The sequence below is a fragment of the Croceimicrobium sp. genome, from assembly GCF_965228705.1.
Classification (GTDB): domain Bacteria; phylum Bacteroidota; class Bacteroidia; order Flavobacteriales; family Schleiferiaceae; genus Croceimicrobium.
Window position 1 is genome coordinate 923,285 of sequence record NZ_OZ245832.1, and the last position, 24,343, is coordinate 947,627.

Sequence of the window (24,343 nt, forward strand, 5' to 3'; positions counted from 1 at the left end):
TCACTAAATTAATTTGAGCATAGTTTCACCAGCCAGTTCTCCAAATAAGGGCGGAATTGCATTACCTAATTGAGTATATCTTGGAACTTCAAGAACCCTTTGTTTGCCTCCTGTAGTGTATTTACCTAATATCAAATAGTTGTCTGGAAATGATTGAATACGAGCATATTCACGAACAGTTAGAATTCTTGGTTCCTGATAGTGCACATAATCATCGGGGTGTGATGTTAAAGTAGGTGATGGACTATCTTTGTCCAGTATTACAATTGACCTTTTTTTAATATTGTATTCCTTTCTTTCCTCACCAGCAATTCTTTTACCTGGTGCTATATTTTTTAGCAACGATTTAAATAGAATTTCTGTATCAACTTTATGATTAGCAAATCGATGACTGTCAGGAATTTCAACTTTAGTATCACGCCTGAGGAATTTTTGATAGCTGGATGCAGGTTTATTGTAGTAAGCAGATTTAAATCCAGGTGAATCAGGGCAATCGATTGTTTCTGTTTTTCTAAGATCAGAAATAGCTTCTTCTAATGTGGTTTTTGTAGCTAAACCTTTAGATGTTAAGAAAGCCTCTTTGGAAAAATCAAGATTTTCAAAAAACATCTCAGGTGTAAAGCTTGTTTTAAGATCATTTCTAATGCCAATTAAAATAAACCTTGTACGTTTTTGAGGAATTCCATATTCTGAAAAATCCACTAACTTCCCATGAACTTTGTAACCTGGAAATTCATTGCTTTTTCTTTTAAGAGCGTTAATGACATAGTCAGAATATCTTTTACCTTTAGTCTTGTTATTTTCAAATTTCTGAGTAAATCCTTTTACGTTTTCAAAAAATATGAGTTTAGGTTGGACCAATTTTATGAATTTCACATAGGATTTAATAAGACTATTTCTTTTGTCACTTTCAACTCGTCTTCCGGCCGTCGAGAAACCTTGACATGGCGGTCCACCGACTACTAAATCCAATTCTCCTTTTAGTTTATCTAATTCAGATTTATACTCTATTAGGACATTGTTAATATCATGTGCTTTCTGCGGAAGCCAATCTGGCCATGAAAAATGATTTCTTTGTTTAATAAGATTAAACTCTAGAGTTTCAAAAGCATGGGGACTTTTTTCAATTGCAAATACCCCTTTCCATGAGGAAGAGTTGCAAAGACCTAATGATAGCCCTCCACAGCCAGCAAATAGATCTATGTACAGATGTTTCTTTTTATCCAAAGACATATAGAATTAGCAAAAAATGCTTAAACACGAAGTTAGGAGATCAGAATTATAGAATGTAATTCATTTTGCCAGGTTATACACAATCATAAGTTAGTGGGTTTGTACATATAATCTATTTTTGTGAAGTTTCTAAATTAGGGTACCTAGTTCAGGGACACCTTGTGTAGAAATTGTCATTCATCTACTACAATCAACTCCACCCTACTACTATCCATCGCACCCTCCAAATAGGCAATCACCTGCACAGAACCCACTAAGCTGTCTAAGCTGCTAACTTGAAAAGTGGCATTCATGTCTGCTACACTTACAAATTCTGGCATAGAGAGTCTTACATTATTGGTATCTAAAGGCCTTTGCTTTAAAAATACCTGGGTATTCATGGAGTTTTTAGCGGTTCCATTATTTTGAAACTGGAGGTTTAAGCTCACATTTCCGCGACCATTGTTTAGCACTTGTCGGCTCGAGCTGGCGGTCATTGTAAAAGCATCGGGTAAGGCACGGGTAAAAGAGACTGTTTTGCTCGTGCTAAAGCCCCCTACTTCGGCGCTTAGAGTAACATATTCATTCACCTCTCGGTTAGAAATAATATAGGCTTCTGCGCTTTTACCGGAAGCCTTTACTTTGAGGCTCATGCTTTGCTCTGTTCCGGCGAAATATCCTTGGTCGGTACTAAAGGTAATTTCCTGGTTGGGATCCGACTCAGATTGCAATTGGGCGGTGATTTTAATACGAGAATTACCATCCGCAGGAATGGCCTCCTTTTCGGTTTGCATTTGAATGATCTGAGCACTGGTTAGGCCACCGCGCGGATCTTCTTCATCACAACTGCTTAAAATGAATGCGAATAGGGCTATGCTGATGCAAAAGAGCTTTTTCATGCTTATTAAATATTGATTTGACAAGTATCCGAATCAGGTAGAGAGCCATCCGGCTCACTGGTATGAGCCCTTAATGTGGCACTGTCTTCTTTATTTTCAGGTCCAATTACTTTAAAGTAAAGTTTCGTGTTCTGATGACTGAGTTCATTAGCTGATAGCTTGTAAAAGAGTGTTTTAGAGTCTTCCGATTCTCCATTTGGCTCTGCACCATCCGCTTTGGGGTCAAGATGAGCCAAGTGAAAAAGCTCAGAAATCAATTTCAGACTGATGCTTATAGTTCCTGAATAGGTGGTGTAGATCGATGCATCAATATTGACTTCCATTCCAACTGGTGCATGCAAAACTGATGGTTGAATATTAATATTAGCCATGGCGTAATTTTATTTAGCGGGAATTCGGTAAGCGTCACTGCTGATCAGGGCACTGAAACGGTTGAATATATCAGCGTCAAAGCTTAATCCGATGATTGGCGATGCACTAAAATAGGTGCCACTTTTTAAAGGGCTGATGTATTCCATATTGTAGAAGGCAGCCCCCAGGTCTAAGGAGATATAGCGATTGATATCCAAGCTAAGTGCCAGCATTGGTTTTATATTGCCAATGGCCTGGATTTCTTGATCTTTAAATTTAGGACTGACTCCACTTACAAAGCCAACCATAATGGCAGTAGATTTAAAAAAGCCCCTTCGGGATTTCAAATAAGGATTCACTAATCGCTTGTCCACCGGTTGCAGGTAAAATTTAAGACCTACATATCCAAAACCCTGCAGTTGCCAATAGCGATACCGATCTGTACTAAAAGCCAGGGCACCAGCTCCAATGGCTGTACCAATGCGAATGGCATCTAATTCTTCTTTATTTACAGCTGCTTCCGGACGATAGGTACTTACCTTTCGGATTTCAACTAAAACTCCACGCAAAGGATCAAGCAGTCTTTTAAAATCTGTTTTCATCAATTTCTCAGAGGCTTTGTAAATCGCATAGCTTGCTTCATCCTCTACTATACGCCTCCTTTTATTTGCATACTGTATAATTAGAGGAATAAGCTTACCGTTTACCAGCCCCTTTGGATTTCGAAATAAGAAAAGGACCTCCTTAGACATAGTATTAACAGTGCCATTCCCTACTTCTTTGGAAGCCTTGAAACCCCTTGGTAGATTAGAACTAATAAGTTTGAGTTCATTTAAATAGTCCACCACCTTTTGGGTCTCTGTGAGATTGGTTTTGGCAAGGCTTAAATTGGTGTCTTGTACCGCTTTAGCAAAAAGTTGAATCGTATTTTTTTGTGGGTAATCCCCTAACTTATAGATCAAAGCATTCCAAAAATCTGCATTGTCTAAGGCTAATAATTCCGACTCATTTGATAATTCAGTGTTTTCCACTTTATTGAGGAATTCCGGATCAAAATTTACAGCCGACAGTAATTGTTTGGCAATCTCCAAACCTTGGTTTATTTGCAAATCCAACAAGAGCAGGGAGTCTTGGGTAATTATAGAGTCCTTTTGAAAAGTGTTGTAATTACGTTGCGCATTTAAAAATTGATCCGCCGAGGAAGCGGTTAATAAAAGTCCAGTCTTAAAATCCGGTTTAGACTCCAACATGCTTTCTAATTCCGAAGCAATACTATTTTGCGGTGTGCCTGCATAAAAAGTACTAAGCTCCATCAAGAGCCAGTCGTAGATTCTTTCCGGACTGGCATCCCCATTCTGTCCTGCAAAACGAATCAGTCGATCTTCAATATTGGAGATAATGGTATTAGCCGCATTGTCGGGAATTATTCGAGTTTTAGAGAAAGCGAACTCATATTGATAGGTCTGATCAAATTCAAGAAATTCATTGACATAAAACTCAAACTCCGTTTCAGGATTAGCCCCATCAATGGCTTTAACGCGAAACCATTCTTGCCTAAAAACCTCTGTTTTGCCTGCATCGCTTTGCTTATATATCACCAACTCTACAGCATTGGCCTTTTCGCCTCCTGGTAATTCCAGTCCCCCTTTAATTTTAAAATGTCTACCGTAAACAGGTCCTCCGACTAGGGTACTATTGTTGACATTAAAGCGCAGTTCGGTAATGGATTTCGAAGCATCCTCCTTTGCCTGAGCTCCAAGTCCGAAGCTTAAAAAAGACAAAAACAGGCCAATTAGTACTCTTTGTTTCATGGTTGGGTTTTATAAAGAGTTAATCTTAAATCTATTAGAATAAAAGATTCTCAAGCAAATTAGTGAATTCTAAGGCTTGATAAGGTAGAGGAAAATCCCCGTATCCCCTTCTGGATATTTCCTGATTGTGATTCTCTCCCAAGCCATTTGCGATTAAATACCGATATTAAATGCCTGATTTGCAATTCATTTAACCAAACCAAAAGGCTATGGAATTTCTTTCCTCCTCCTTGCTTAGTGTCCTCATTGCCTTGGGCTTCATCTATGTCTTATTAAGCGTTCTGGTTTCTATTCTGGTGGAATGGCGAAACCATTATGTAAAAGAAAGAGGCAAGCTTTTGCGCGAAGCCATCAATCAGATGCTGGACGATCCCCTAAATGCACAATACGGACTCCTTCTCTACAATCATCCCATGATTGGCGGGATGCAAAACCGTAAAAATCAAAGGCCTCCCCAATACATCAGCAGCAGCATGTTTGCCGAGGCCCTGATTGATTTAATTGGGCAACAGGCAGAAGATGATCTGAATATCGATCGTAAAAAGGATTCCGATCAAAAAAAGTTGGCCTTTGAGGCTTCCGGCGAAAGCCCCGCTCCTATTGATGATCCGCTTTTACGCTTTCAAATGGGAGTGGCGGAAATGAAACACAGTCCGCTCAAAGAACTGCTCCACTCCTTTCATCAAAAGTCGAAAAACGATTATCCCAAACTCAAGTCCCTGCTGGAAGAATGGTACAATGCCTATATGGACCGGGTTACCGGCTGGTATAAAACCAAGCAGAAAAACAAGTTCTTAATCTTTGGCTTTGTGGTGGCCATCGGATTAAATGTCGACAGTCTCCACCTGATCAAAAGTCTAAGCAGTGACTCCGAGTTGCGCAGCAATCTCGAAAAGCATGCCATGGCCCTGGAGGCTAAAGGGGCTTTCGCGGAAGACGATTACCAGCATTTTCTGGCGCAATTAACAGAAGCCAAGGATTCCAACGCTATTCAAAAGAATAAAGTGCTAGCGGCTATAGAAGCCCGTCTCGATTCGGTAGGCAAAGAACGGATTAAGGAAAGTCAGCAGATATTGCGCTACCTCGAAGAGCAAAAGGTCCCTATGGGCTGGTCTTTGCAAAGTGCTCCGCTCAGCTGGTTTGGCTGCGAAAAACCCAAATTGGAAGCCAAGGCTCAAAAGGCTTTGGAAGATGATTACCAATACCAAAGAAACCAGCATCCCAATTTTTGGACGGTGCTTAAATACCTGATCGGTGTAGTTATTAGCGGCTATATGCTCAGTTTCGGTGCCCCCTTCTGGTTCGAAGTATTGGTACGCTTGATCAATATTCGCCGTGCCGGCAAGAAACCTGCAGAAAAACCCAACGCTTAATTCGATTATCATGGCTAAAGCTCCATTTACCAATATTCACATTCACGTTTTTAATACCGAATGTGCCCCCGACAATTTCCTGCGCATCATAACCTCCAATTTTGTGCGCAAGCATCCTAAAACCTTTAAATCCATTATCGACAAGCGCTTTACCCGCGGCATTATCCGTCGACTCGCCAAATGGGGAGCTGATAAAAAAGGAAAGGATCGGGGCAGTGTCAATAAATACATCTCCTTCTTAGAAGTAGGCACCACTAATCGCCAATTGGACATTTACCGCGATGCCCTTGCTGTTGCTCAGAAATACGATCCACAATGTCGCTTAATTGGCCTCAGTCTCAACATGGACCACATGGATGATAAGGGTCGTCCACCTAAGAATTTCAACACCCAATTGAAGGAATTGAAGCAGATCAAGAAATACTATCCGGATCAATTCTTTCCCTTTGTTTGTGTAGATCCGCGTGCCCATGCCGGTCAGTTAATGGTAAACTGGATGAAGAAGTTTTTTGAGAACGGTATGCGCAGTCCGGAAACCGGCATGGTACGCCCCTATTTCGCCGGTATAAAGATGTATCCCGCCCTGGGCTTCTTCCCTTTCGATCCCCGTTTGGATGAGATGTATGCCTATGCTGAAAGAGAGGGCATTCCGATCATGAGTCATTGTACCCGAGTAGGATCCCAGTATATCGGACCATCCATTGAAAGTTTGATACCGCGTGAGGTGGATATGATTCATCCTGAAGATTCGACCTCCCCTGAGTTCATAAAGGCGAAATCCGAGATTCATGCCCGCATAGAACGCTATTACAGTCAAAATCCCTCCTGGATTAAGAATAACGATTATGGCGATAATGATTTGGCCTGCGATCTTTTTGGACATCCACAGAACTATATTCCGGTGATGCTGAAATATCCCAAGCTTAAAATCTGCCTAGCCCATATGGGCGGTGATGATCAGATTGAATTGATGAACCCTGAAAAAGAGACCGATAATGAGATCATCAAGTTGGATGGTTACAATTGGGCCAGTCTGGTAAAGGAGCTCATGTTGACCTTCCCCAATCTATATACCGACATCTCCTATACCCTGGCCAAGCTGGATGAGAAAAAGGTGCGCGATGAGATTCAGGATTGGCTGCGAAGTGCAGATCAGGAAGGTAAAGCCTTGAATCAAAGGATACTTTTTGGTACCGATTTCTATATGACCGAGCGCGAAGCGCGTGAATCGGAATTGTACCAAAAGGCGCAAAACCAATTGTCGCAATGGATGACGGTGATGAGTCGGGATAATTGTGAGCGTTATTTGTTCGAGCTTCCCGAAGCTTAGAAGGCTTAAAAAAGAAAAGCCACCCGTTTGCACAGGTGGCTAATCGAAACAACAATCCGAGTACACAGCTTTAATTCAGTATCCAGGGAAGCACCAACCAGACTAAGGCTAAACCAATAAAAACAACGTATTTCACATTCTTAAGGGTACGCGGATCGAGCTGTTTAATCTTCTCAATGGTATTCATAATTGTATCATTTTAAGCAGGCTGTTTTCGGATCCATGAATACGGATCCCACGTAGATTCTCTGGGTAATTGCTCCATTTGTAAACGGCAATTACCGCCTCTACCAAGCCTGGGGTTAGAGCTTTTGGCGCTTGCGCGATAAAATCGAAATCGTAAATCCCGTCCTGGGGAGGGAATTCATAAGAACGGAGCTTTAGTTTAGGAGGCACCCAGCCTTCAGCTGTACATTGACCCACCGCAGAAATGCGAAGCTCGCGTTGAGGAAAATCTTTAAAATGTAGTTTCACACTATTTACCTCTTCAACCTGATGTAAAACTTGACTAAGGGTTTCCATTGTTAAAGCACTAATGTTTCGACGATTCAAAAGTGCATAGTGTTTAAAGGCCATTCAAGAGGAGAAAGCCTATATCTTAAGGGAAAATCCCCCGCTCCAAAAAGGATATTCCTCCGATTCTCAAATCAAGCCTTGTGTATTGCAGATTGGCCTTTACTTTTACTCTCGAATAACAATCACTAAACAACAATTCGATGTCAAAGAAAATTGAAGACTGGACTACCGAAGCGGTTCCAATGATCCTTAACTATCAAAACGACGATAGCTTGTTTATCCCTACTGCTGGAGGAGCAAAGCTTAAGGGTTTAATGGTGGATGCGGAACACGTTTTGAATATCATCAATAATCCTGATCACAACATCAAAAAGCTATTCATGATCTGTGCCCTGCGTGGTGATACAGATGTGCAGCAATTTACTATGGTATTGGCAGGAGTGGATGAAGATGGCAAATTGGTATGTGACCCTGCATATGAATATTTGGAACCTTGTCCTTCTAATTGTGCAAACTTAGATGCCCATTTATAGACTTTAATGGGAATATTAGCTAACAGTACTTCCTTCCCCCCCTGGTATCCTGGAACAATGGCATTGCTCATTAATCCGGGATACCTTTTTTACGTGATAATACTATTATCAATTATCAGTTTGGGGGCTTATAAATTCAAAAGCCTGGATAAAGCCTATCGCTATCTGGTGGTTTTATGCCTTATGATTTTGATATCAGAAATCGGTGCCAAAGCGGCGGTTTTACTGGAAAAAAGTAATTTTCCTTTTTACCACACCCTGATTCCTGCTCAAAGTCTGGTTTATGGCTTCATCTTCTATCACCTCTTTAAATCGCGTGGCAAAGGGGGCATAGTGGCCTTAATTACCGGTTTCCTTTTTGCTCTTGGTTCTAGCATTATCAGCTTCAATGTTTATGAAGGGAAATTTAGTTTTCCCTCTCTGAATCTGAGTATTCTCAGTATTTTGATGATCATCGGAAGCTTATACCTCTTTTACCAAATTCTCAAAAAACCTTCCGAACTCTCATTGTTCCGAATTGGTGACTTTTGGTTTGCCAGCGGTAACTTGCTTTTTTGGGCAGGTACTTTTTTGATATTCGGACTTTATCAATGGTTATTGGATGCAGTACACGGACACCCTTCCTGGATGCATCATCTTATTCGGATTTTGAATTACATCCTTTACCTTTCTTACCTTCTCAGTGTTTACTTAAACGCCGAATCCAAGCAAAAGCAAGATGACGATTGATAGCGTAGAGATTTTTATCATTTTAGGAACAGCCCTGGCTATTTCCTTGATAGCCTTTATCATAATCGTGGTCATCTTATACCGGCGTTCTCAACTCGAATTCCAACTCGAAAGACAAGCCATGCACCAGGCCCTCTTGCAGACCGAGGTGGAGATTCGTGAACAAACCTTGAAAAACATTTCCCGCGACCTGCACGATAACTTGGGGCAGATCGCCTCTTTAATTAAGATCAACCTGAACCTACTTTCCAAAAATCTGGATGAGAAGGATCAACAGCATATCGATGAATCCAAAGATCTATTGAAACATCTGATTGGAGATATTCGAGCGCTCTCCTCTTCCCTTTCCAATGAAACCCTGGCCAAGCAAGGTCTGGTAAAAATGATTGAATCGGATTTAGATCGGGTGCGTCGTTCCGGCGCCCTAAAAATTATCTTTGATAATCGTTACGAGAATCAAAACCTCCCCGCTAACTCCGCAATCTTCCTTTACCGCATGTTCCAGGAGCTTTTAAATAATACGCTTAAACACGCTCAGGCGGATACCTTTACCATCATGTTAGAAGGCGAAGGACCCCAAATTCGCCTGGTAGCTAAGGATAATGGTGTTGGTATTCCCCCGGAAAAACTCAAGGATCCCGAAGGCGGTTTAAGCGGAAACGGTCTGATCAACCTCAAAGAGCGCTGTGAAATGATCGGCGCTACCTATGATTTCCAAAGTGCCTCCAATCAAGGCACCCGCGTTAGCATCCAACTAAAGAAACAAATATGAGCAGCAACAGTACTATTAAAATCGCTGTAGTAGACGACCACAGCCTCTTTCGTAAAGGTTTGGTAACTCTCATTCACCAGGTAGACCCCAAGTTTAAAGTGGTTATGGAAGCGGCCAATGGCAAGGAATTCCTGGCGCAATTAGCGGCTAATCCCCTGCCCGATTTAGTGGTACTGGATTATGATATGCCTATTATGGATGGTCATGAAACCACTAAAGCCTTGAAAAAAGATTATCCGGGTTTAGGCATTTTAATGCTGACCATTAAGGATGATGAAAATTCTCTGATTCGCATGCTTAAAGCCGGAGTGAATGGTTATTTGAATAAAGATGTAGAGCCTGAGGAATTACAGGCTGCCATTCGTTCTGTGTATCAAAATGGTTTCCATTATACCGATAATCTCACCGGTAAACTGGTGCATGCCATTCGTTTTCCGGATAAAGATCAAGGGGCGAAACTCAGTGATCAAGAAATGCGCTTTTTAGAATTAGCCTGTTCTGAGCTTACGTATAAAGAGATTGCCGATCAAATGTGCCTCAGTGAAAAAACCATTGATGGCTATCGCGCCAAATTGTTTGAAAAGTTGGAAGTACGCTCTCGCGTTGGCCTGGCCATGTTTGCGGTAAAGAACGACTTAATCTCACTCTAAGTCTTTTACCGACTCGGCAGCAAATTGGGTACTCAGAGCGACTCCCATACCGCCAAAACGACCACAATACCATAATCCAGGCTCCAGGGCTTGCATGAGTGGCTCTTTGGAGCTGCCGATAGCAATGATTCCCGACCATTGGCTATTGACCTTCCATTGATCAGCAAAGCCCAGATCCTCACTCAAGAACTGTTGTAAATACGCTTGAATGGGCCTTGTTAAGCCCATTTGACTAGTGGTTTCCCCTTCTAAATCCAAATGCCTGGCTCCGCCTATTAATAGGCGCTCTCCGATAGTGCGGAAATAGATATAGCCCTCTCGCGCATGGTAATTCCCAGGCTTTAAGCCATGAGCAAAAGGTTGCGTTACTAATACTTGATTTCGGGCAGGCTTTAAATCCAGCTTATAGCCCGGTACCCCAAAGGCATTCGTAGCAAAAATCACCTGTGGTGCCTGCCAGGAACCCTGATTACTTTCCAAGACCCAAGCTCCAGACTTGGCAATAAGCGACTTGATTTCAATCCCGTTTAGGATTCGAACCCCAGCTTCCAAGGCCCTTTTCCGTAATTGCAGTAAAGCTTTCACCGGATTTAACTGCGCCTCTAATGGACTGTGAATAGCACCTAGCAAACCCCTTAAAGTCAATCTTGTATCTACCTGAAATAAAGGCTTTTGAACACTATCAGCGAAAGCTTTATTTAAATACTCTAATTGATCTATAGCAGCCTGCCAATCCTCTTTCTGATCTTGAAAAAACAGTTCGGTTCCCCCTAGTTGTTGCCAGTCCATTTGAGACTCCCCCACCAGCGCTTTCAAAAAGTTCAAGCCCTGAATCCGTCGCTCAATTAATTGCAGTGCCGCCTCTGCTCCCATCAGATTTACATCGGATAGGTATTCACCCACCGTTCCATAACAAGCAAAGCCTGCATTTTTAGAACTGGCACCCTCGGCCAAAACATCCCTTTCCACTAAAAACACCCTTTTGGTGGGATTTTGCTTTTGATAATGATAGGCTAAAGACAATCCACAAAAGCCACCACCTACCACAATCAGATCAGATTGTTGCGGATAATAAAGTCGCTCCCAAAAGGACCAGGATTTCTGCATGATTAAACCATTCGAGGGGCACGAAGTTAAGCTTATGTAAGAATTGTCGCCACCTGACATTTGTCATACCATTCCCGGCCATTCTCTTGTAATATCGTATAGAATTTAAGCCCTGCACCGTGAAAAACCTGCAAATCATCTATCCCACTGATTTTTCCGAACTCAGTATCGATACCTTGAATGCTTTGATTCCCTTTTTAAAGCAGGGAAACAATCGATTGGTCTTATTGCATGCCGCTCAGCGCAAGCGAAATTCCCTGGCCGCCGACAAAGTAGCCACACAGGAAGCCTTTGATCAATTCATAGCTGCCTGCCCCGATTTAAAGGATTTACAATACCAGTGTCGTTGGGATTTCGCCATTTCTAAAGAGCTGATCTTACAAGAGTCTGATAAGGTTGAATGCGATTTGGTCATTATGGCCACCAAAGGCGCCAAGGGTCTGGACCGACTTTGGGGCAGTAAAACAGAAGCCGTGGTGCGAGACGCCATCGTACCTATTATCGTTCTTCCCAAAGGAGCGGCGCTTACTGAGGTTAATCGCATAGTTCTGGCTGTAGATTATGAAGAATTGAGTTGCGATCATCGCCTCAGTCCCCTGTTGCAGTTAGCGGATCATATGAAAACCGAAATCGACGTCCTTACCGTAAATCGGAAGGAAGAACAACTCAGTCGCAAAGAAAAAATGCACCGCAAGCAATTAAAGTACCGCTTGCAGGACTTCCCTCACCGCTTTAGCTATCATTTTGAAAATGAAGTGGGTGAAGGATTAATCAAATATGCCAAGGCCCATCGTGCCTCTTTAATCGCCATTATGCCGCGAGATTACCACTTTTTGGAATCTCTATTCCATGAAAGCCTGTCCCGCAAAATGATCTTAGATAGCCCCGTTCCACTTTTAATTCTGAAATGATGAACAGCACTGCCTTCGATAATCTCGAGAAACTCAGTCAGGATTTATACCAAAAATTGATTTCCGACGCACAAGCCGAAATTGAGACCCTTCAGGCGGAAGCCGCCAAAGAACGTGAGGCCTTATTAAGCGAGGCCAAAGCGCGGGCAGAACAATACCAAAAAGAAGCCGAGCGCAAGGCTGATTTATACAAGGAACGCCGACTTCAGGAACTCAAGCAAGAATCGCTGCAATTGCGCGAAATACTACAGAGGAATTTAGAAAGCTTCCTTAAAGCTGAAGTATTGGAAAAACCCCTGGAAGAGGCATTTGAGGATCAGGAATTTATTGAGAAACTACTCCTTAAGCTTTTGGAACAGTTTGATCCGAAGTCTTATCAATTGATTTGGCCCCAAGACTGGCAATCGGAATGCCTGAGTCAGATGCAAAAGAAATTACCCGAGTGGCAATTCCATATTCGTGAGAATGCCCGTCTCAGCCTGCAAAGCAGTGATGCCGGTTTAGAATTCAGGATTGATGCTGAAGCTTTTAAAGCACTCCTGGATGCCTATTTCAATCAAGAACTCCGGGACTTAATCCTGCAAAATGACTGAGTACTATTACATCCTCAGCTCCATGCCGGATTTGGACCTGGAAAAACGTCCATCTGAAGAAGCCCTGGAAGAAGCTATTGATTTGATATTAAGGCAAATTCAGGATGAAGATCGTGAGAACCTGGCCTGGTTTTTCCGTCGGAATGACCTTTACAATCTGATTGAATTCTGGCAATTTGAATATGGGCATCTCCTCCATCGCCCCTTGCGTAAACCTTATTCCCTGGATCAGGAGAAATTGAAAAACCTTCGCCTGGAACCAGAGGTATTGCCCTTCTTTTTGCAAGATTGGTATCGCGAAAATCAGGAAAGCATGGGGCATTGGTCGGCCAACCGCATTGAAACAGAAGTGCATAAACGCTTTTTCGATGCGATTGAAGCCCTGCCCCCGAGCTTTATTCGCGATTATTTCCTTTTTGAGAAAGAAATGCGCGCCTTTATGGCCACCTATCATCAAAGTCGCTATCCCTTTCTGGATTCAGACGTACAGTGGCTTAATCGAGAGATTAGTCAGGGTTTGCATAAAAAACCCGCCCAAATTAGTCCAACCTTGCAATTGGAAAAACCCTGGCTTGAAAAGCTATTGAAAGCCTTAGATAGCAAGGAACCTAAGACCATTAGCCTGGCCGTACATCAGGTATTATGGGCTAAAGCTGATGAATTGAGCACCGCCCACTATTTCGATCTGACCGCCTTATTGAATTACTGCGCCAAGCTCTTCCTTTTATACCGCAGAGAACAACTGAGTGAAAATCGTAAAGAGGCTCGTTTACAAGCATTAGTAGATGAGGCTCTGCAAAACCTATCACAGCATGACTAAGGGAAAAATCACCGCTATTCTGAGCAATCTCCTGCAAGTGGAAGTGGATGGCCCGATCCGGCAAAATGAGATTTGCTACGTATTAAAGTCCGGCGAAGAACTGATGGCCGAGGTTATTAAGATTAATGGCAATACCGCCTTTGCCCAGCTTTTTGAGGCTGGTAGTGGCTTAAGGGCCGGTGATCCGGTTCGCTTTTCGGGCGAACTACTGGAAGTTAGCCTGGGCCCTGGTCTACTGAGCAAGAACTTCGATGGTTTGCAAAACGATTTGGAAGCCATGCCCGGCAGCTTTATACAAGCCGGTCAACGTACGGCAGCCCTGAACCTGGATGAAGAGTATGATTTCACCCCTTTGCTAGAACCAGGCGCCATATTAGAAGCCGGAGATGCCTTTGGAGAGGTGCCTGAAAATGCTTTGAAGCACGCCATTATGTTGCCCTTCAAATTTGAGGGTAAATGGGAAATAACTGAAATCGCTCCGGCCGGAACCTATCCTTTAAAACATATCGTAGCCAAGGTTAAGAATGACAAAGGCGAAAGTCGAGAACTGAGTATGGTGCAGAAATGGCCGGTTAAATGGCCCATAAAGAACTATCTGCGCAAAGAAAGACCCGCGGAAATTTTCCGCACCGGATTAAGGGTAATCGACAGCCTCAATCCTATTGCCGAAGGTGGTACAGCCTATATTCCAGGTGCCTTTGGAACCGGTAAAACCGTTTTACAACAGGCCATTGCCAAGAATAACCGCGCAGAAGTGGTAATTCTAGTGGCTTGTGGCGAACGGGCTAATGAGGTGGTGGAAATCTTCCACAGTTTTCCGGAATTGGAAGACCTGGCAACGGGTCGAAAATTGAAAGACAAAACCACTATTGTTTGTAATACCTCTAATATGCCGGTTGCGGCGCGGGAAGCCTCGGTTTATGTAGGTATGACCATGGCCGAGTACTACCGCAGTATGGGTCATAAGGTGCTGCTTTTGGCAGATAGTACCTCTCGCTGGGCACAGGCCTTAAGGGAGATGAGTAACCGCATGGAAGAATTACCCGGCACCGATGCCTTCCCGGTAGAACTGCCAGCGGTAATCGCCAATTTTTACGGTCGGGCCGGAAAGGTGGAAATGCGCAATGGAACCAAGGGCTCTGTTACCTTCTTAGGTACGGTATCCCCCGCTGGTGGTAACTTTAAAGAACCAGTAACGGAATCTACTTCTAAGGTAGCTCGTTGCTTCTATGCCCTGTCCCAAAAACGTGCGGATGCCAAGCGCTACCCCGCGATTGATCCCCTCCAATCTTACAGTCGTTATTTGGATTATGAAGAATTCCAGGCCTTTGCGGCCGAAAATATAGAAAGTGCGTGGATCGAGAAGGTAAATCGCGCCAAGAACCTTTTATCCAAAGGGATTGAGGCTCGGGATCAGATCTCCATTTTAGGAGATGATTCTGTGCCTTTGGATTACCACCGTGATTTCTGGAAAAGTGAATTGATTGATTTCGCCTTTATCCAGCAGGACTCCTTTGACGATACAGATATGAATTCCAGTTTGGAGCGCCAATCTTTTATGCTCAATCGCGTATTAGAAATATGCGACAAACCACAGGAATTTGAGGATTTCAGCACCGTAAGCTCCTTTTACAAGAAGGTGATCAACCTCTTTAAACAGATGAATTACAGCGATTTCCAGTCGAAAGACTTTAGCAAGTTTAATACTGAGCTCGATGCCCTTTTTAACCTTCAAAGCACAGAAGCATGATTGCCAAGGCTTTTCAACCCATATACAGTCGGATTAAGGCCCTTACCAAAGCCACTATTACCCTCGATGCCGAGGGTGTACAATACGATGAACTCGCCTGGGTAGACGGGCGTACCGCTCAAGTAATTAAGGTCGATGGAAAAGAAGTAAGTCTGCAGGTCTTTTCCGGAACGGAGGGACTCGGTACAAATGCACAGGTAGTCTTTTCTGGCGGCGCACCAAACATTCACTTAAGTCCTTTATTAGCTGGTCGTTACTTCAATGCATTTGGAGTTCCACTTGATGGAAAGGAAAAGGTGCAAGGTGAAGAACGAGATGTAAAAGGAGCTACCGTAAATCCGGTGCGCCGGCAATTGCCCTCCGAATTATTAGCCACGGGAATTGCGGGCATTGACCTCAATAATACTCTGGTAACCGGTCAAAAGATTCCCTTCTTTGCCGATCCAGATCAACCTTATAATCGCATTTTGGCCGAAGTTGCCATGCGGGCCGATTCCGATCGAATTGTATTAGGAGGCATGGGAATCTCTCACGATGACTTCCTTATGTTCCAAGAGCGCTTTAACAGCAGTGGCGCGGGAGACAAGATTGTGAGTTTCATTAACACTTCTGAAGATCCACCCCTGGAACGATTGCTGATTCCAGATTTGGTATGCACTGCCGCCGAATACTTTGCCTATGAAAAGCAAGAGAAAGTACTGGTGCTCTTAACCGATATGACCCTTTATGCGGATGCTTTGGCGATTGTTTCCAATAAAATGGATCAGATTCCCAGTAAAGATGCTATGCCTGGCTCTCTCTATTCGGATTTAGCCCGAATTTATGAGAAGGCGGTACAGTTCCAAAATGGGGGCTCCATTACCATTATTGCCGTTACCACTTTAAATGATGGGGATATTACCCACGCTATTCCTGATAATACGGGCTATATCACCGAAGGACAGCTGTATTTGAAAAAGGATCATGAAACCGGATTAACCATTATCGACCCCTTTAGAAGCTTATCACGCTTAAAGCAAAACGTAATTGGTGTTAAAACCCGTGAAGACCATCCGCAGGTAATGAATGCCCTGGTAAGGCTATATGCCGATGCCTCTGAGGCGCGCAGTAAAAAAGAAAACGGCTTTGATCTCAATGAATACGATGAGCGAAGCTTACGCTTTGCAGAAGCCTATACCCGCGAATTATTGGATGTACAACTCAATATCGGCACCGAAGAAATGCTCGATCGTGGCTGGCGCCTGATGAGTCGCTATTTTAAGGACTATGAATTAGGCATCCGTCAGAATTTAATCGATAAGTATTGGCCTGAAGCAAAATCATGAACCGCGCGATCTCCTATAATAAGTCGACCATCCAGGAATTTCGGAAGCAATTGCAAGTGCGCCGAAAAGCCTTACCGGTGCTAATGCGTAAAGAAACGGCATTGCGACAGGTTATTGCAGATCGCAAACCGGCTTTAAAGCAATTGCAAAAGGAGTATCAAGCGGAATGGAAACGATTACAAGGCTATGAGAATATTTGGAATGATTTACCCTCCGTATTAAGAGTGAAATCCATCCAAACCGAAGAACACAATATTGCCGGTACCCGCATAAAGCGCTTAGTTAAGGTAGAATACGAGGCCATGCAACTCAATCCACTCTACGAACCCGCCTGGATGCCTGCTGCCTTAGAGGCCCTGCAAAACCTGATTGAATTAAAACTGCAATTGCAGTACCGCCAGAAGGAATTAGACACATTGGAGCAGGCACGGAAAAAAACCACTCAAAAGGTAAACCTCTATGAGAAGGTGCAAATTCCGGAGTATGAAGAAGGTATTCGCAAGGTGAAACGCTTTTTGGAAGACAAAGAAAACATTGCCACCGCCGCTAAAAAGATTGCCAAGAACCGAAAAATGAGCCGCGATGAAAGCTAAGATGTTAAAAGTGGACCTTTTAATTCGGGAGGCAGAGCGTAAAGATTTAACGGAGGCCCTGCAAGACCTGGGGCTTCTGCATATCGAAAAACTGGAAAAAGATAGTAGCCTACAGAATCACGGGCTTTGGAAAGAATGGCAAGAGCTAAAGAACTGGCTCAAAGCTCTGGATACAGAAGCCAATGAATTTGAAGGTCAAAAGCTAGAAGGAGACCTTATCCCCCAATTAAGGCAGTTTAAGAAGGATTGGAGCTTGTGGAAGCATCGCCAGGAAGATTGGTTAAAGTCCAAAGAATTCTGTGCTATCTGGCAAGACTATGATCCAAAGCTTTGGAAGCAATTTGAATCTCTGGGTCTCAAAATTCAACTTTATCGATGCACGAAAAGAGAGTGGCCTCAATATCAGGCGCAAGCCTTTTTAATCGGTGCAAAGGATGAGGAATATTATTTCTGTCGCATCGGCGCCAAGGAGAATTGGGAAGACCTAAACCTGGAAAACCTGAGTCTTCCTCCCTACAAAGCTGAGCAACTGCAAACGATTGAAGTGGAGCTCAATCAGGAGTCCCATCGCTTACAAAGCTTATTAATAGGCTTTAAAAATGCCAGGGAGGATCTGGAAAGCGAAGCAGCTGCCATTCAAGAAAACTGGGAGTTCCAACAAGGAATGCAAAGCTGGCAAGATGTAAAAGCCACTCCTCTCACCCATTTACGCGCCTGGATTCCGGAGAAGGCCGAAGCTGAATTTCGCCGAAATTGCAGTGCCCTACCTCTGGCCTTTCGACTGCAAATACCGGATCGTAAGGATAATGTGCCGGTTCAATTGGAGAACAATGCTTTTAACCGGCTATTTGAACCTATCACCCAGATTTTCCAACTGCCGCATTATTATGAGTTTGACCTCACCCCCATGATTGCAGTTTTCTACCCTATCCTTTTTGCTTATTGCTTAGGCGATGCGGGTTATGGTGCAATAATGACCCTCGCAGTACTGATTGGTTGGTTCACTTTCCTGAAAAAGCAAAGAGCACTGGCAGCCTTGGTGGGGATATTGGGCATTAGTACAACCATTATGGGCTTTATTAAAAGTGGAAGCTTGTTTGGTATAGCCTTAAGCGCCAATGCGGATCAGGCTTGGATTCGAGGATTAAGTGATTGGGTTATTATTCCTGATGACAGCTCCTTCTTTTTCAATGCTTTTAATGTCGCCTTATTGATTGGGGTTCTGCAAATCTTAATCGGAATTGGAATAGCCATCGCCAAAGCCTGGTATTTTGATGGATTTAAGGCCTCCCTATCTCTTTGGGGCAAACTCCTGATAGTGATGTCATCGGTAGCCCTGTTTATGGCAGATACCCTGCATTTAAGCACAGGTTCAATTCAGTTATTAATCTTCAGCCTGGTATTCGGTATTGCCTTAATTATGTTCTTCCACGATTTAAGTCAGGCTTTATTGGTACGGATGGGCAGCAGCATTTTACCGCTCTTTTTCATTTTCACCGGCCTTTTGGGCGATGTACTCTCCTATGTGCGACTCTTTGCTTTAGGTGTAACATCCGCCGTATTAGGCTTGGTAGTAAACCGTATTGGAACCGATATGATGAGTGATAATTTGTGGACCTGGATTGGTGCCGGCGCCTTCTTACTATTTGGTCACGGACTTAATTTCGTCCTGGCTGCTCTAGGTTCCTTTATCCACCCCCTCCGACTCACCTTCGTAGAATTTTACAATAACGCTCAATTTGAAGGCGGAGGCCAGGCCTACCGTGCCTTTAAGAAACATAAACCCTTTAAAAACTCACACAATGGAAACAGCTAACCTCGCTCTAATTTTGGCATTCGTAGGATTTGGAATCTTGATTGCCCTGGCCGGAACCGGAAGTATAATGGGAACCGCTGCTGGCGCTATGGCCACAGTAGGAGCCGTAAAAAAACGTCCGGATGCCTTCGGCTCTTTCATTGTACTGAGTGCCCTCCCTGGAACCCAAGGTTTATATGGCTTTGCGGGTTTCTTTATCCTACAGGAATTTGTAGGTCCGGAAATGACCCTTTTGCAAGGGGCTGGAATTTTAGGGGGTGGAATTGCCCTGGGATTGGCCGGATTGTTTTCTGGAATCTACCAAGGTAAGGTCTGCGCCAGCGGAATTGATGCCATTGGCAGTGGTAATGATGTTTTTGGTCGCACCCTGATTTTGGCGGTATTCCCTGAGCTTTACGCCATTATTGCCTTTGCGGCGCTCTTCTTGATCCGTGGAATCCTATAATCATGAAAAAACGTGCCCCCTTCAGTCGTGTATTGATAGCCCTGGAAGGTGGTTTGCAGGATGATATCATCTTGCGCTACTCTGCCTATCTCCTCTCGCATATGCGGGTGGACAGTCTGTACCTGATGCACGTTACCGAAGACCTTGCGCTGCCCCAGGAAATTCTGGAAAAATACCAGGACCTCTTACCTCCCAAAGAGGAACAATTGGAAAAATACCTGCGCGAACTCTATAATGCTTCCTTTGGCGAGAAAGCCGATTATAAGGTGCAGAGTATTTTAAGCGAAGGCGATCCCTTCGAGCAAATATTGCGACAAAGCCATATTAAAGACATCGACTTGATCATTATGGGTCGACGTTCCGAAGATCGCAATCATCAGCTTTTAGGTGCGCGCCTGGCCGAACAAGGCCCTTGCTCCGTGCTATTAGTACCTATGCACGCACATCTGGAGGTAAATGAAATCTTTTTGCCCATCGACTTTAGCTCCCACGGCGAAATTGCCATGCATTTTACCCAGGAACTTTCAGAAAGCATTAATGCCGAAGTGCGCGGAATTCATTTCTATGCCCCGGCACGCGGATTTTTAAAAAATGCTGAGGCAGAAAGGGAATTACGTAGTGCTTTGCGCGATACCGCCAAAAAGGAATGGATCCGTTATAAAAAGGATTTAAAGCTCCCCCAGAACTGGACTTGCGAACTGATAGAAAACCGTGGCGAAGCCCCTAATCATGCCCTCTTTTTAGCGGAACATTTTGGTAGTGATTTAATTGTAATCCCCTCCAAAGGCAGAACCGCTTCAGCCGCAGTACTGATGGGTTCTTTTGCTAAAGAGATGATTCGAATCAACCGAAAGGTTCCCTTGCTCATCTTAAAAAAGAAACGGGAGAATCTGGATTTCTTTGAAGCCCTAAAAGGACTTTTAGACTAAAATGGAAGCCACCTTGCTTTTGGCTTTTGAAAGGCATTTAGCGTTTTTTATCCTGTTAATTCTCTTCGATTGGGGACTGGGCTTCCTTTGCCTGGTCCCTAAATCTCTGTTTCTGCGATCTACGGGTTTAATGCTTTTAAGCTGGGCCCTGGTGAATAGCCTGATCTGTTTTTTTCTGTACCAACACCATCAGGCGAAAGCCTTAGATCCTACCGTTAATTTGGAGAACCATTTAATCCAGGTTTTTAACTGGAATATTGGTTTGGATATTCTTTACTTGATAATCGCCCTGATGCTACTGCAGTGGCCTCGCAAAAGGCAGTCTAAAAAGCAAAGGATTCTTACAGGTCTGGCTCTGGGAGTAACCTTTAATGGACTCTATCTCTTGATAATAGATAGCCTATTTCGCTGCATGCAATTGAATTAGCGTCGCTGCCAGAAATAAGGCATAAAGAGAATTAGCACCGTAAACATCTCCAAACGACCTAATAACATCAAGAAGCTAAGGAATAGCTTGCCTCCCGCGGGGATATGCGCAAAATTATCTACCGGACCCACGGAGCCTAATCCCGGACCAATATTCCCCAAAGTTGCCGTTACAGAACCTACGGCCGACATAAAGTCGAGGCCAAACATGGACATCACAAAGGAACCGACAAAGAAGACCGTTAACCAAATGAGTACGAAAGCCGCCACGGTATTGGTAATATTTTGAGGCACTGCCCGATTGTTAAAACGCACCGGGATAATCGCATTGGGGTGAATTTGCCGTTTGAGCTCCAGGAAGGAATTCTTAATCATAATGATATGACGCATCACCTTAATTCCCCCTGCCGTACTACCGGTAGAACCACCGGAGAAAAAGAGTACGAAGATTAAGAATATCAAGAAGTTAGGCCAAAGCAAATAGTTCTCGGTAACGAAACCGGTGGAGGTCATGATGGAAATTACCGTAAAGAATCCGCCGCGAATACCTTCCTCAATGGAATAGCTTTGAAAGATGATCAGAACCAAGGCCACTACCCCACTAAATATTAGAGTATTCCAAGAGTACACTCGAAACTCTTCATTCTGGCGTAATTGCTTAATCCGGCCACTAAAACCAAAATAAAGCAAGGTGAAGTTCACCCCTGCTAAAAACATGAAGATGGTAATGATATAATGGATGGCCGGGGAGTTAAAAGCGGCAATACTGGCATTTTTAGTGGAGAAACCACCAGTAGCCATCGTGGCCATCGCATGGTTAATCGCATCGAACCAGCCCATACCAGCCACCCAAAGGGCAATGGCTTCTGCAGCGGTTAAAGCAAAATAAATGAACCATAAACGCTTGGCCGTACCGGTAATGCGCGGATGAAGCTTATCGGGTGTGATACCGGGCGACTCCGCTATAAAAAGCTGCATACCTCCTACACCCAAAAGTGGTAATATGGCCACCGTGAGTACGATAATCCCCATTCCTCCTATCCAGTGGGTCATACTGCGCCAGAAGAGTATGGACTTAGCCTGACCTTCAATATCGGTTAAGATGGTGGCTCCAGTAGTTGTAAAACCACTTACCGTTTCAAAAATGGCATCTACAATATTGTCGATCGCTCCCGTAAGGGCGAAAGGCAAACTACCCAGCATCGACATAGCAACCCAGCCCAGGGTTACAATTAAGAAACCATCGCGCTTGCGTACATCCCGATTGGAGTTTTTAACATTGGGCAGGTAGAGCAAGGCTCCCACTGCCATTGTAATTCCGGAGGAAAGTAAAAGACTTTGCCAATCTTCACCATAATAGATTGCTACTCCAACGGCCAGCAACATCATGGCGGCTACAATAGCTAAGAGAGTGCCGATTAAGGCGAAGGTCATTCTGGGATTAAAAAGATGCATGCTTAACGAAAGTAACGACTAACTTTTTTCGCGCATTCGTTTTTCGCGAAGACTACTACTTTATCTCCAGGCTGAATACTAAAATCTCCGGTGGGAATCAAACCTTTATTGTTGCGGATTACCCCACCTACTAATGAACCTTTAGGAAGATCCAGGTCCTTGATTTTCTTTTCAGTAACCTGACATTTGGTGCTTACATTGAACTCAATAACCTCAGAATCAATTCCGTGGATAGTTGAGAGCGTTACAAAATCACCTCGACGGATGTAGCGATAGATAAAGTTCGCAGCAGCCAGTTTCTTGTTAATCAGACTATCGATTCCAATACTTTGGGTTAAAGAGAGGTATTCGATGTTCTCTACCATGGCAATGGTTTTCTTCACACCTCGGTCTTTGGCAACCAAACAGGTTAAAACATTGGTTTCGGAGTTGCCAGTCACTGCCACCAGAGCATCAGCGTTTTTCAGGCCTTCTTCCTCGAGTTTTTCAACATCGGTACCATCAAAGTTCAGAACCATGATTTCGGGATGTTGAGAGGCAATTTCTTCGGCCTTTTCCGGATTCTGCTCAATGAGCTTTACATGGAAATTTCTACAAAGCTTGCGGGCTAAATGTCGACCGGTTCTACTACCACCAACGATAATTATATCATTGATTTTGATTTTTCTACGACCGGTAACTTCCAATACCTGCTCTACTCCTTCAGCATGGGTAATTACAAATAAGTGATCGTTAGCATTTACTACCGTATCCCCTTTGGGAATAATGGTTTCACCATTGCGGCGAATGGCCACTACGATATAGTCCCGTACATCTCTAAGGCCGGCAATTTGAGCCATGGTTTTACCTACAATAGCCGCGTCCTCTTCTATATCCAGACCCAGCAAATTGATTTTCCCATTTTCAAATTCAATGGACTCTGAAGCTGCATTGGTATTCAATAGATGTCGCACCTCACGCGCGGCCAGAGATTCGGGAGAAATCAACTCATCAATCCCCAATTCACGAATATTCAATACATCATCACTGGTGAGGTATTGCATTTGACTAATCCGGGCAATGGTTTTCTTGGCTCCTAAACGCTTGGCGTAAATTGAGCTTAAAATATTCGCTTCCTCTACTGAAGTTACGGAGATAAATAAATCGGCATCAGCCACTTGGGCCCTTTGTAAGATCGAGAAATCCGTTACTTCGCCAGATATAGCAATAGCATCAATATTCTGATCCACATTTTGCAAACGATCAGCATCATGATCGATCAGCGTAATATCATGCGATTCGCTCGAAAGCCAGGTTGCAAGGTGGGTTCCTACAGCCCCGGCGCCGGCAATTACAATCTTCATCTTTCAACAAAATAGAAGGCAAAGGTACATAGGAATTGGGGCAATGCAAGGCCACTACTCCTTGGCCTTAGGGCAGGATAAAATGGAGCGAAAAGGCTTATTCCTGCTGGCTTTTTCGTAAATTGAATGCACAACCATTTTTATTGACTATGAAAAAGCTATTACTTTTTTGCCTGATTGGCGGCCTGTTTGTGGCTTGTCAATCGCCAAAACCCGAAACTGCCACCGAAGTTAAAAAGCTCGATAAAAAAGCCTTACGGGAATACATCGTTGCCATGGAGGATACTTTGGCAATGGCTTATCGACAAAAGGACATCGACTTATTCTCCAAGTTCTACGCAGATAATGCGGTAACCTATGGTGAGGGTCGCGATCAATTATTTGGTAAGCGAGATATCCTGAACCACTTCCGTCACAGTGTAGCGGCTGATAGCACACACTCCTTTAATTTCAAGTACTCTACCATTGACGTTTTTGCCACTGCCGATGATATGGCGGTTGAAAGTGGTCGCTGGGCTGAGTTAGACTCCAGTGGGGCCGAAATTGAACACGGATTTTACATGGTGGTATTCCAAAAAGAAGATGGCCGCTTAGTTTCCGTGCGCGATATGTGGAACTCTGCCAAGAGTGATTAATCCTTCAAAATTCTTTGCT

25 protein-coding genes are annotated in these 24,343 nt (G+C 43.7%); 17 read left to right on the plus strand and 8 right to left on the minus strand.

Annotation, left to right across the window (positions count from 1 at the left end):
- Positions 1 to 3: 3 nt before the first annotated feature.
- From ACO05P_RS04035 to ACO05P_RS04050, 4 genes are all read right to left on the minus strand, one after another.
- A complete protein-coding gene (locus tag ACO05P_RS04035; protein ID WP_421753534.1) occupies positions 4 to 1,233 on the minus strand; it encodes a DNA cytosine methyltransferase in 1,230 nt (409 codons plus the stop codon).
- Positions 1,234 to 1,406: 173 nt separating this feature from the next.
- Positions 1,407 to 2,111, minus strand: coding sequence for a hypothetical protein (locus tag ACO05P_RS04040; protein WP_421753535.1), 705 nt, complete (start codon positions 2,109 to 2,111; stop codon positions 1,407 to 1,409).
- Between the two features lie 5 nt (positions 2,112 to 2,116).
- Positions 2,117 to 2,482 carry a hypothetical protein gene (locus tag ACO05P_RS04045; protein ID WP_421753536.1) on the minus strand — a complete coding sequence of 122 codons (366 nt, stop codon included), beginning with the start codon at positions 2,480 to 2,482 and terminating at the stop codon, positions 2,117 to 2,119.
- 9 nt (positions 2,483 to 2,491) lie between these two features.
- Complete coding sequence (locus ACO05P_RS04050) at positions 2,492 to 4,273, minus strand: hypothetical protein (RefSeq protein ID WP_421753538.1); 1,782 nt, start codon at positions 4,271 to 4,273, stop codon at positions 2,492 to 2,494.
- 209 nt (positions 4,274 to 4,482) lie between these two features.
- Between ACO05P_RS04050 and ACO05P_RS04055 the strand changes: the two genes are divergently transcribed.
- Together ACO05P_RS04055 and ACO05P_RS04060 are read left to right on the plus strand one after the other, a co-directional pair.
- A complete protein-coding gene (locus tag ACO05P_RS04055; protein ID WP_421753539.1) occupies positions 4,483 to 5,646 on the plus strand; it encodes a hypothetical protein in 1,164 nt (387 codons plus the stop codon).
- Positions 5,647 to 5,656: 10 nt separating this feature from the next.
- A complete protein-coding gene (locus ACO05P_RS04060; protein WP_421753541.1) occupies positions 5,657 to 6,976 on the plus strand; it encodes an amidohydrolase family protein in 1,320 nt (439 codons plus the stop codon).
- A gap of 183 nt (positions 6,977 to 7,159) precedes the next feature.
- Here the strand turns inward: ACO05P_RS04060 and ACO05P_RS04065 are convergent, their stop codons facing one another.
- Positions 7,160 to 7,498: a hypothetical protein gene (locus ACO05P_RS04065; RefSeq protein WP_421753542.1), complete on the minus strand. Its 339-nt coding sequence runs from the start codon at positions 7,496 to 7,498 to the stop codon at positions 7,160 to 7,162.
- A 194-nt stretch (positions 7,499 to 7,692) separates the two neighbouring features.
- On the opposite strand from ACO05P_RS04065, the gene ACO05P_RS04070 reads away from it, so the two are divergent.
- From ACO05P_RS04070 to ACO05P_RS04085, 4 genes are read left to right on the plus strand one after another with little or no spacing between them, the layout of a single operon-like run.
- Complete coding sequence (locus ACO05P_RS04070; RefSeq protein WP_421753544.1) at positions 7,693 to 8,025, plus strand: hypothetical protein; 333 nt, start codon at positions 7,693 to 7,695, stop codon at positions 8,023 to 8,025.
- Between the two features lie 6 nt (positions 8,026 to 8,031).
- Positions 8,032 to 8,754, plus strand: a complete 723-nt coding sequence (locus tag ACO05P_RS04075) for a hypothetical protein (RefSeq protein ID WP_421753545.1) — start codon at positions 8,032 to 8,034, stop codon at positions 8,752 to 8,754.
- Complete coding sequence (locus ACO05P_RS04080) at positions 8,744 to 9,526, plus strand: sensor histidine kinase (RefSeq protein WP_421753546.1); 783 nt, start codon at positions 8,744 to 8,746, stop codon at positions 9,524 to 9,526. The genes ACO05P_RS04075 and ACO05P_RS04080 overlap by 11 nt, the downstream gene beginning before the upstream one ends.
- On the plus strand, positions 9,523 to 10,176 hold the full coding sequence (locus tag ACO05P_RS04085; RefSeq protein ID WP_421753547.1) for a response regulator: 654 nt from the start codon (positions 9,523 to 9,525) through the stop codon (positions 10,174 to 10,176). Before ACO05P_RS04080 ends, ACO05P_RS04085 begins: the two co-directional genes overlap by 4 nt.
- On the opposite strand, the gene ACO05P_RS04090 is transcribed toward ACO05P_RS04085, so the two are convergent.
- The gene (locus tag ACO05P_RS04090) at positions 10,168 to 11,283 is read right to left on the minus strand and encodes an NAD(P)/FAD-dependent oxidoreductase (RefSeq protein WP_421753548.1); all 1,116 of its coding nucleotides are present in this window, start codon (positions 11,281 to 11,283) and stop codon (positions 10,168 to 10,170) included. The two genes, ACO05P_RS04085 and ACO05P_RS04090, sit on opposite strands and share 9 nt — an antisense overlap.
- Positions 11,284 to 11,402: 119 nt before the next feature.
- On the opposite strand from ACO05P_RS04090, the gene ACO05P_RS04095 reads away from it, so the two are divergent.
- Genes ACO05P_RS04095 through ACO05P_RS04140 form a run of 10 tightly spaced genes read left to right on the plus strand, consistent with a single transcriptional unit; the run spans position 11,403 to position 20,892 of the window.
- Positions 11,403 to 12,194 (plus strand): universal stress protein, encoded by a 792-nt coding sequence (locus ACO05P_RS04095; RefSeq protein WP_421753550.1) that lies wholly within the window; start codon positions 11,403 to 11,405, stop codon positions 12,192 to 12,194.
- A complete protein-coding gene (locus tag ACO05P_RS04100; RefSeq protein WP_421753552.1) occupies positions 12,191 to 12,787 on the plus strand; it encodes a hypothetical protein in 597 nt (198 codons plus the stop codon). Before ACO05P_RS04095 ends, ACO05P_RS04100 begins: the two co-directional genes overlap by 4 nt.
- Positions 12,780 to 13,607: a DUF2764 family protein gene (locus tag ACO05P_RS04105; protein ID WP_421753553.1), complete on the plus strand. Its 828-nt coding sequence runs from the start codon at positions 12,780 to 12,782 to the stop codon at positions 13,605 to 13,607. The genes ACO05P_RS04100 and ACO05P_RS04105 overlap by 8 nt, the downstream gene beginning before the upstream one ends.
- Positions 13,600 to 15,357 carry a V-type ATP synthase subunit A gene (locus tag ACO05P_RS04110; RefSeq protein ID WP_421753554.1) on the plus strand — a complete coding sequence of 586 codons (1,758 nt, stop codon included), beginning with the start codon at positions 13,600 to 13,602 and terminating at the stop codon, positions 15,355 to 15,357. The genes ACO05P_RS04105 and ACO05P_RS04110 overlap by 8 nt, the downstream gene beginning before the upstream one ends.
- Complete coding sequence (locus tag ACO05P_RS04115) at positions 15,354 to 16,682, plus strand: V-type ATP synthase subunit B (protein ID WP_421753556.1); 1,329 nt, start codon at positions 15,354 to 15,356, stop codon at positions 16,680 to 16,682. Before ACO05P_RS04110 ends, ACO05P_RS04115 begins: the two co-directional genes overlap by 4 nt.
- Positions 16,679 to 17,275: a V-type ATP synthase subunit D gene (locus tag ACO05P_RS04120; RefSeq protein ID WP_421753557.1), complete on the plus strand. Its 597-nt coding sequence runs from the start codon at positions 16,679 to 16,681 to the stop codon at positions 17,273 to 17,275. Before ACO05P_RS04115 ends, ACO05P_RS04120 begins: the two co-directional genes overlap by 4 nt.
- Positions 17,265 to 19,091, plus strand: a complete 1,827-nt coding sequence (locus ACO05P_RS04125) for a V-type ATP synthase subunit I (RefSeq protein ID WP_421753558.1) — start codon at positions 17,265 to 17,267, stop codon at positions 19,089 to 19,091. Before ACO05P_RS04120 ends, ACO05P_RS04125 begins: the two co-directional genes overlap by 11 nt.
- The gene (locus tag ACO05P_RS04130; RefSeq protein ID WP_421753559.1) at positions 19,078 to 19,536 is read left to right on the plus strand and encodes a hypothetical protein; all 459 of its coding nucleotides are present in this window, start codon (positions 19,078 to 19,080) and stop codon (positions 19,534 to 19,536) included. The genes ACO05P_RS04125 and ACO05P_RS04130 overlap by 14 nt, the downstream gene beginning before the upstream one ends.
- Positions 19,537 to 19,538: 2 nt before the next feature.
- On the plus strand, positions 19,539 to 20,465 hold the full coding sequence (locus tag ACO05P_RS04135; RefSeq protein ID WP_421753560.1) for a universal stress protein: 927 nt from the start codon (positions 19,539 to 19,541) through the stop codon (positions 20,463 to 20,465).
- A 1-nt stretch (position 20,466) separates the two neighbouring features.
- Positions 20,467 to 20,892: a DUF6992 family protein gene (locus ACO05P_RS04140; RefSeq protein WP_421753562.1), complete on the plus strand. Its 426-nt coding sequence runs from the start codon at positions 20,467 to 20,469 to the stop codon at positions 20,890 to 20,892.
- Here ACO05P_RS04140 and ACO05P_RS04145 read toward each other — a convergent pair.
- Both ACO05P_RS04145 and trkA read right to left on the minus strand, forming a co-directional pair.
- A complete protein-coding gene (locus ACO05P_RS04145; RefSeq protein ID WP_421753563.1) occupies positions 20,889 to 22,325 on the minus strand; it encodes a TrkH family potassium uptake protein in 1,437 nt (478 codons plus the stop codon). The two genes, ACO05P_RS04140 and ACO05P_RS04145, sit on opposite strands and share 4 nt — an antisense overlap.
- Before the next feature lie 23 nt (positions 22,326 to 22,348).
- Positions 22,349 to 23,689 (minus strand): Trk system potassium transporter TrkA, encoded by a 1,341-nt coding sequence (trkA, locus tag ACO05P_RS04150; protein ID WP_421753565.1) that lies wholly within the window; start codon positions 23,687 to 23,689, stop codon positions 22,349 to 22,351.
- Positions 23,690 to 23,838: 149 nt separating this feature from the next.
- Between trkA and ACO05P_RS04155 the strand changes: the two genes are divergently transcribed.
- On the plus strand, positions 23,839 to 24,324 hold the full coding sequence (locus ACO05P_RS04155; protein ID WP_421753566.1) for a YybH family protein: 486 nt from the start codon (positions 23,839 to 23,841) through the stop codon (positions 24,322 to 24,324).
- The last annotated feature ends 19 nt before the right edge of the window (positions 24,325 to 24,343 follow it).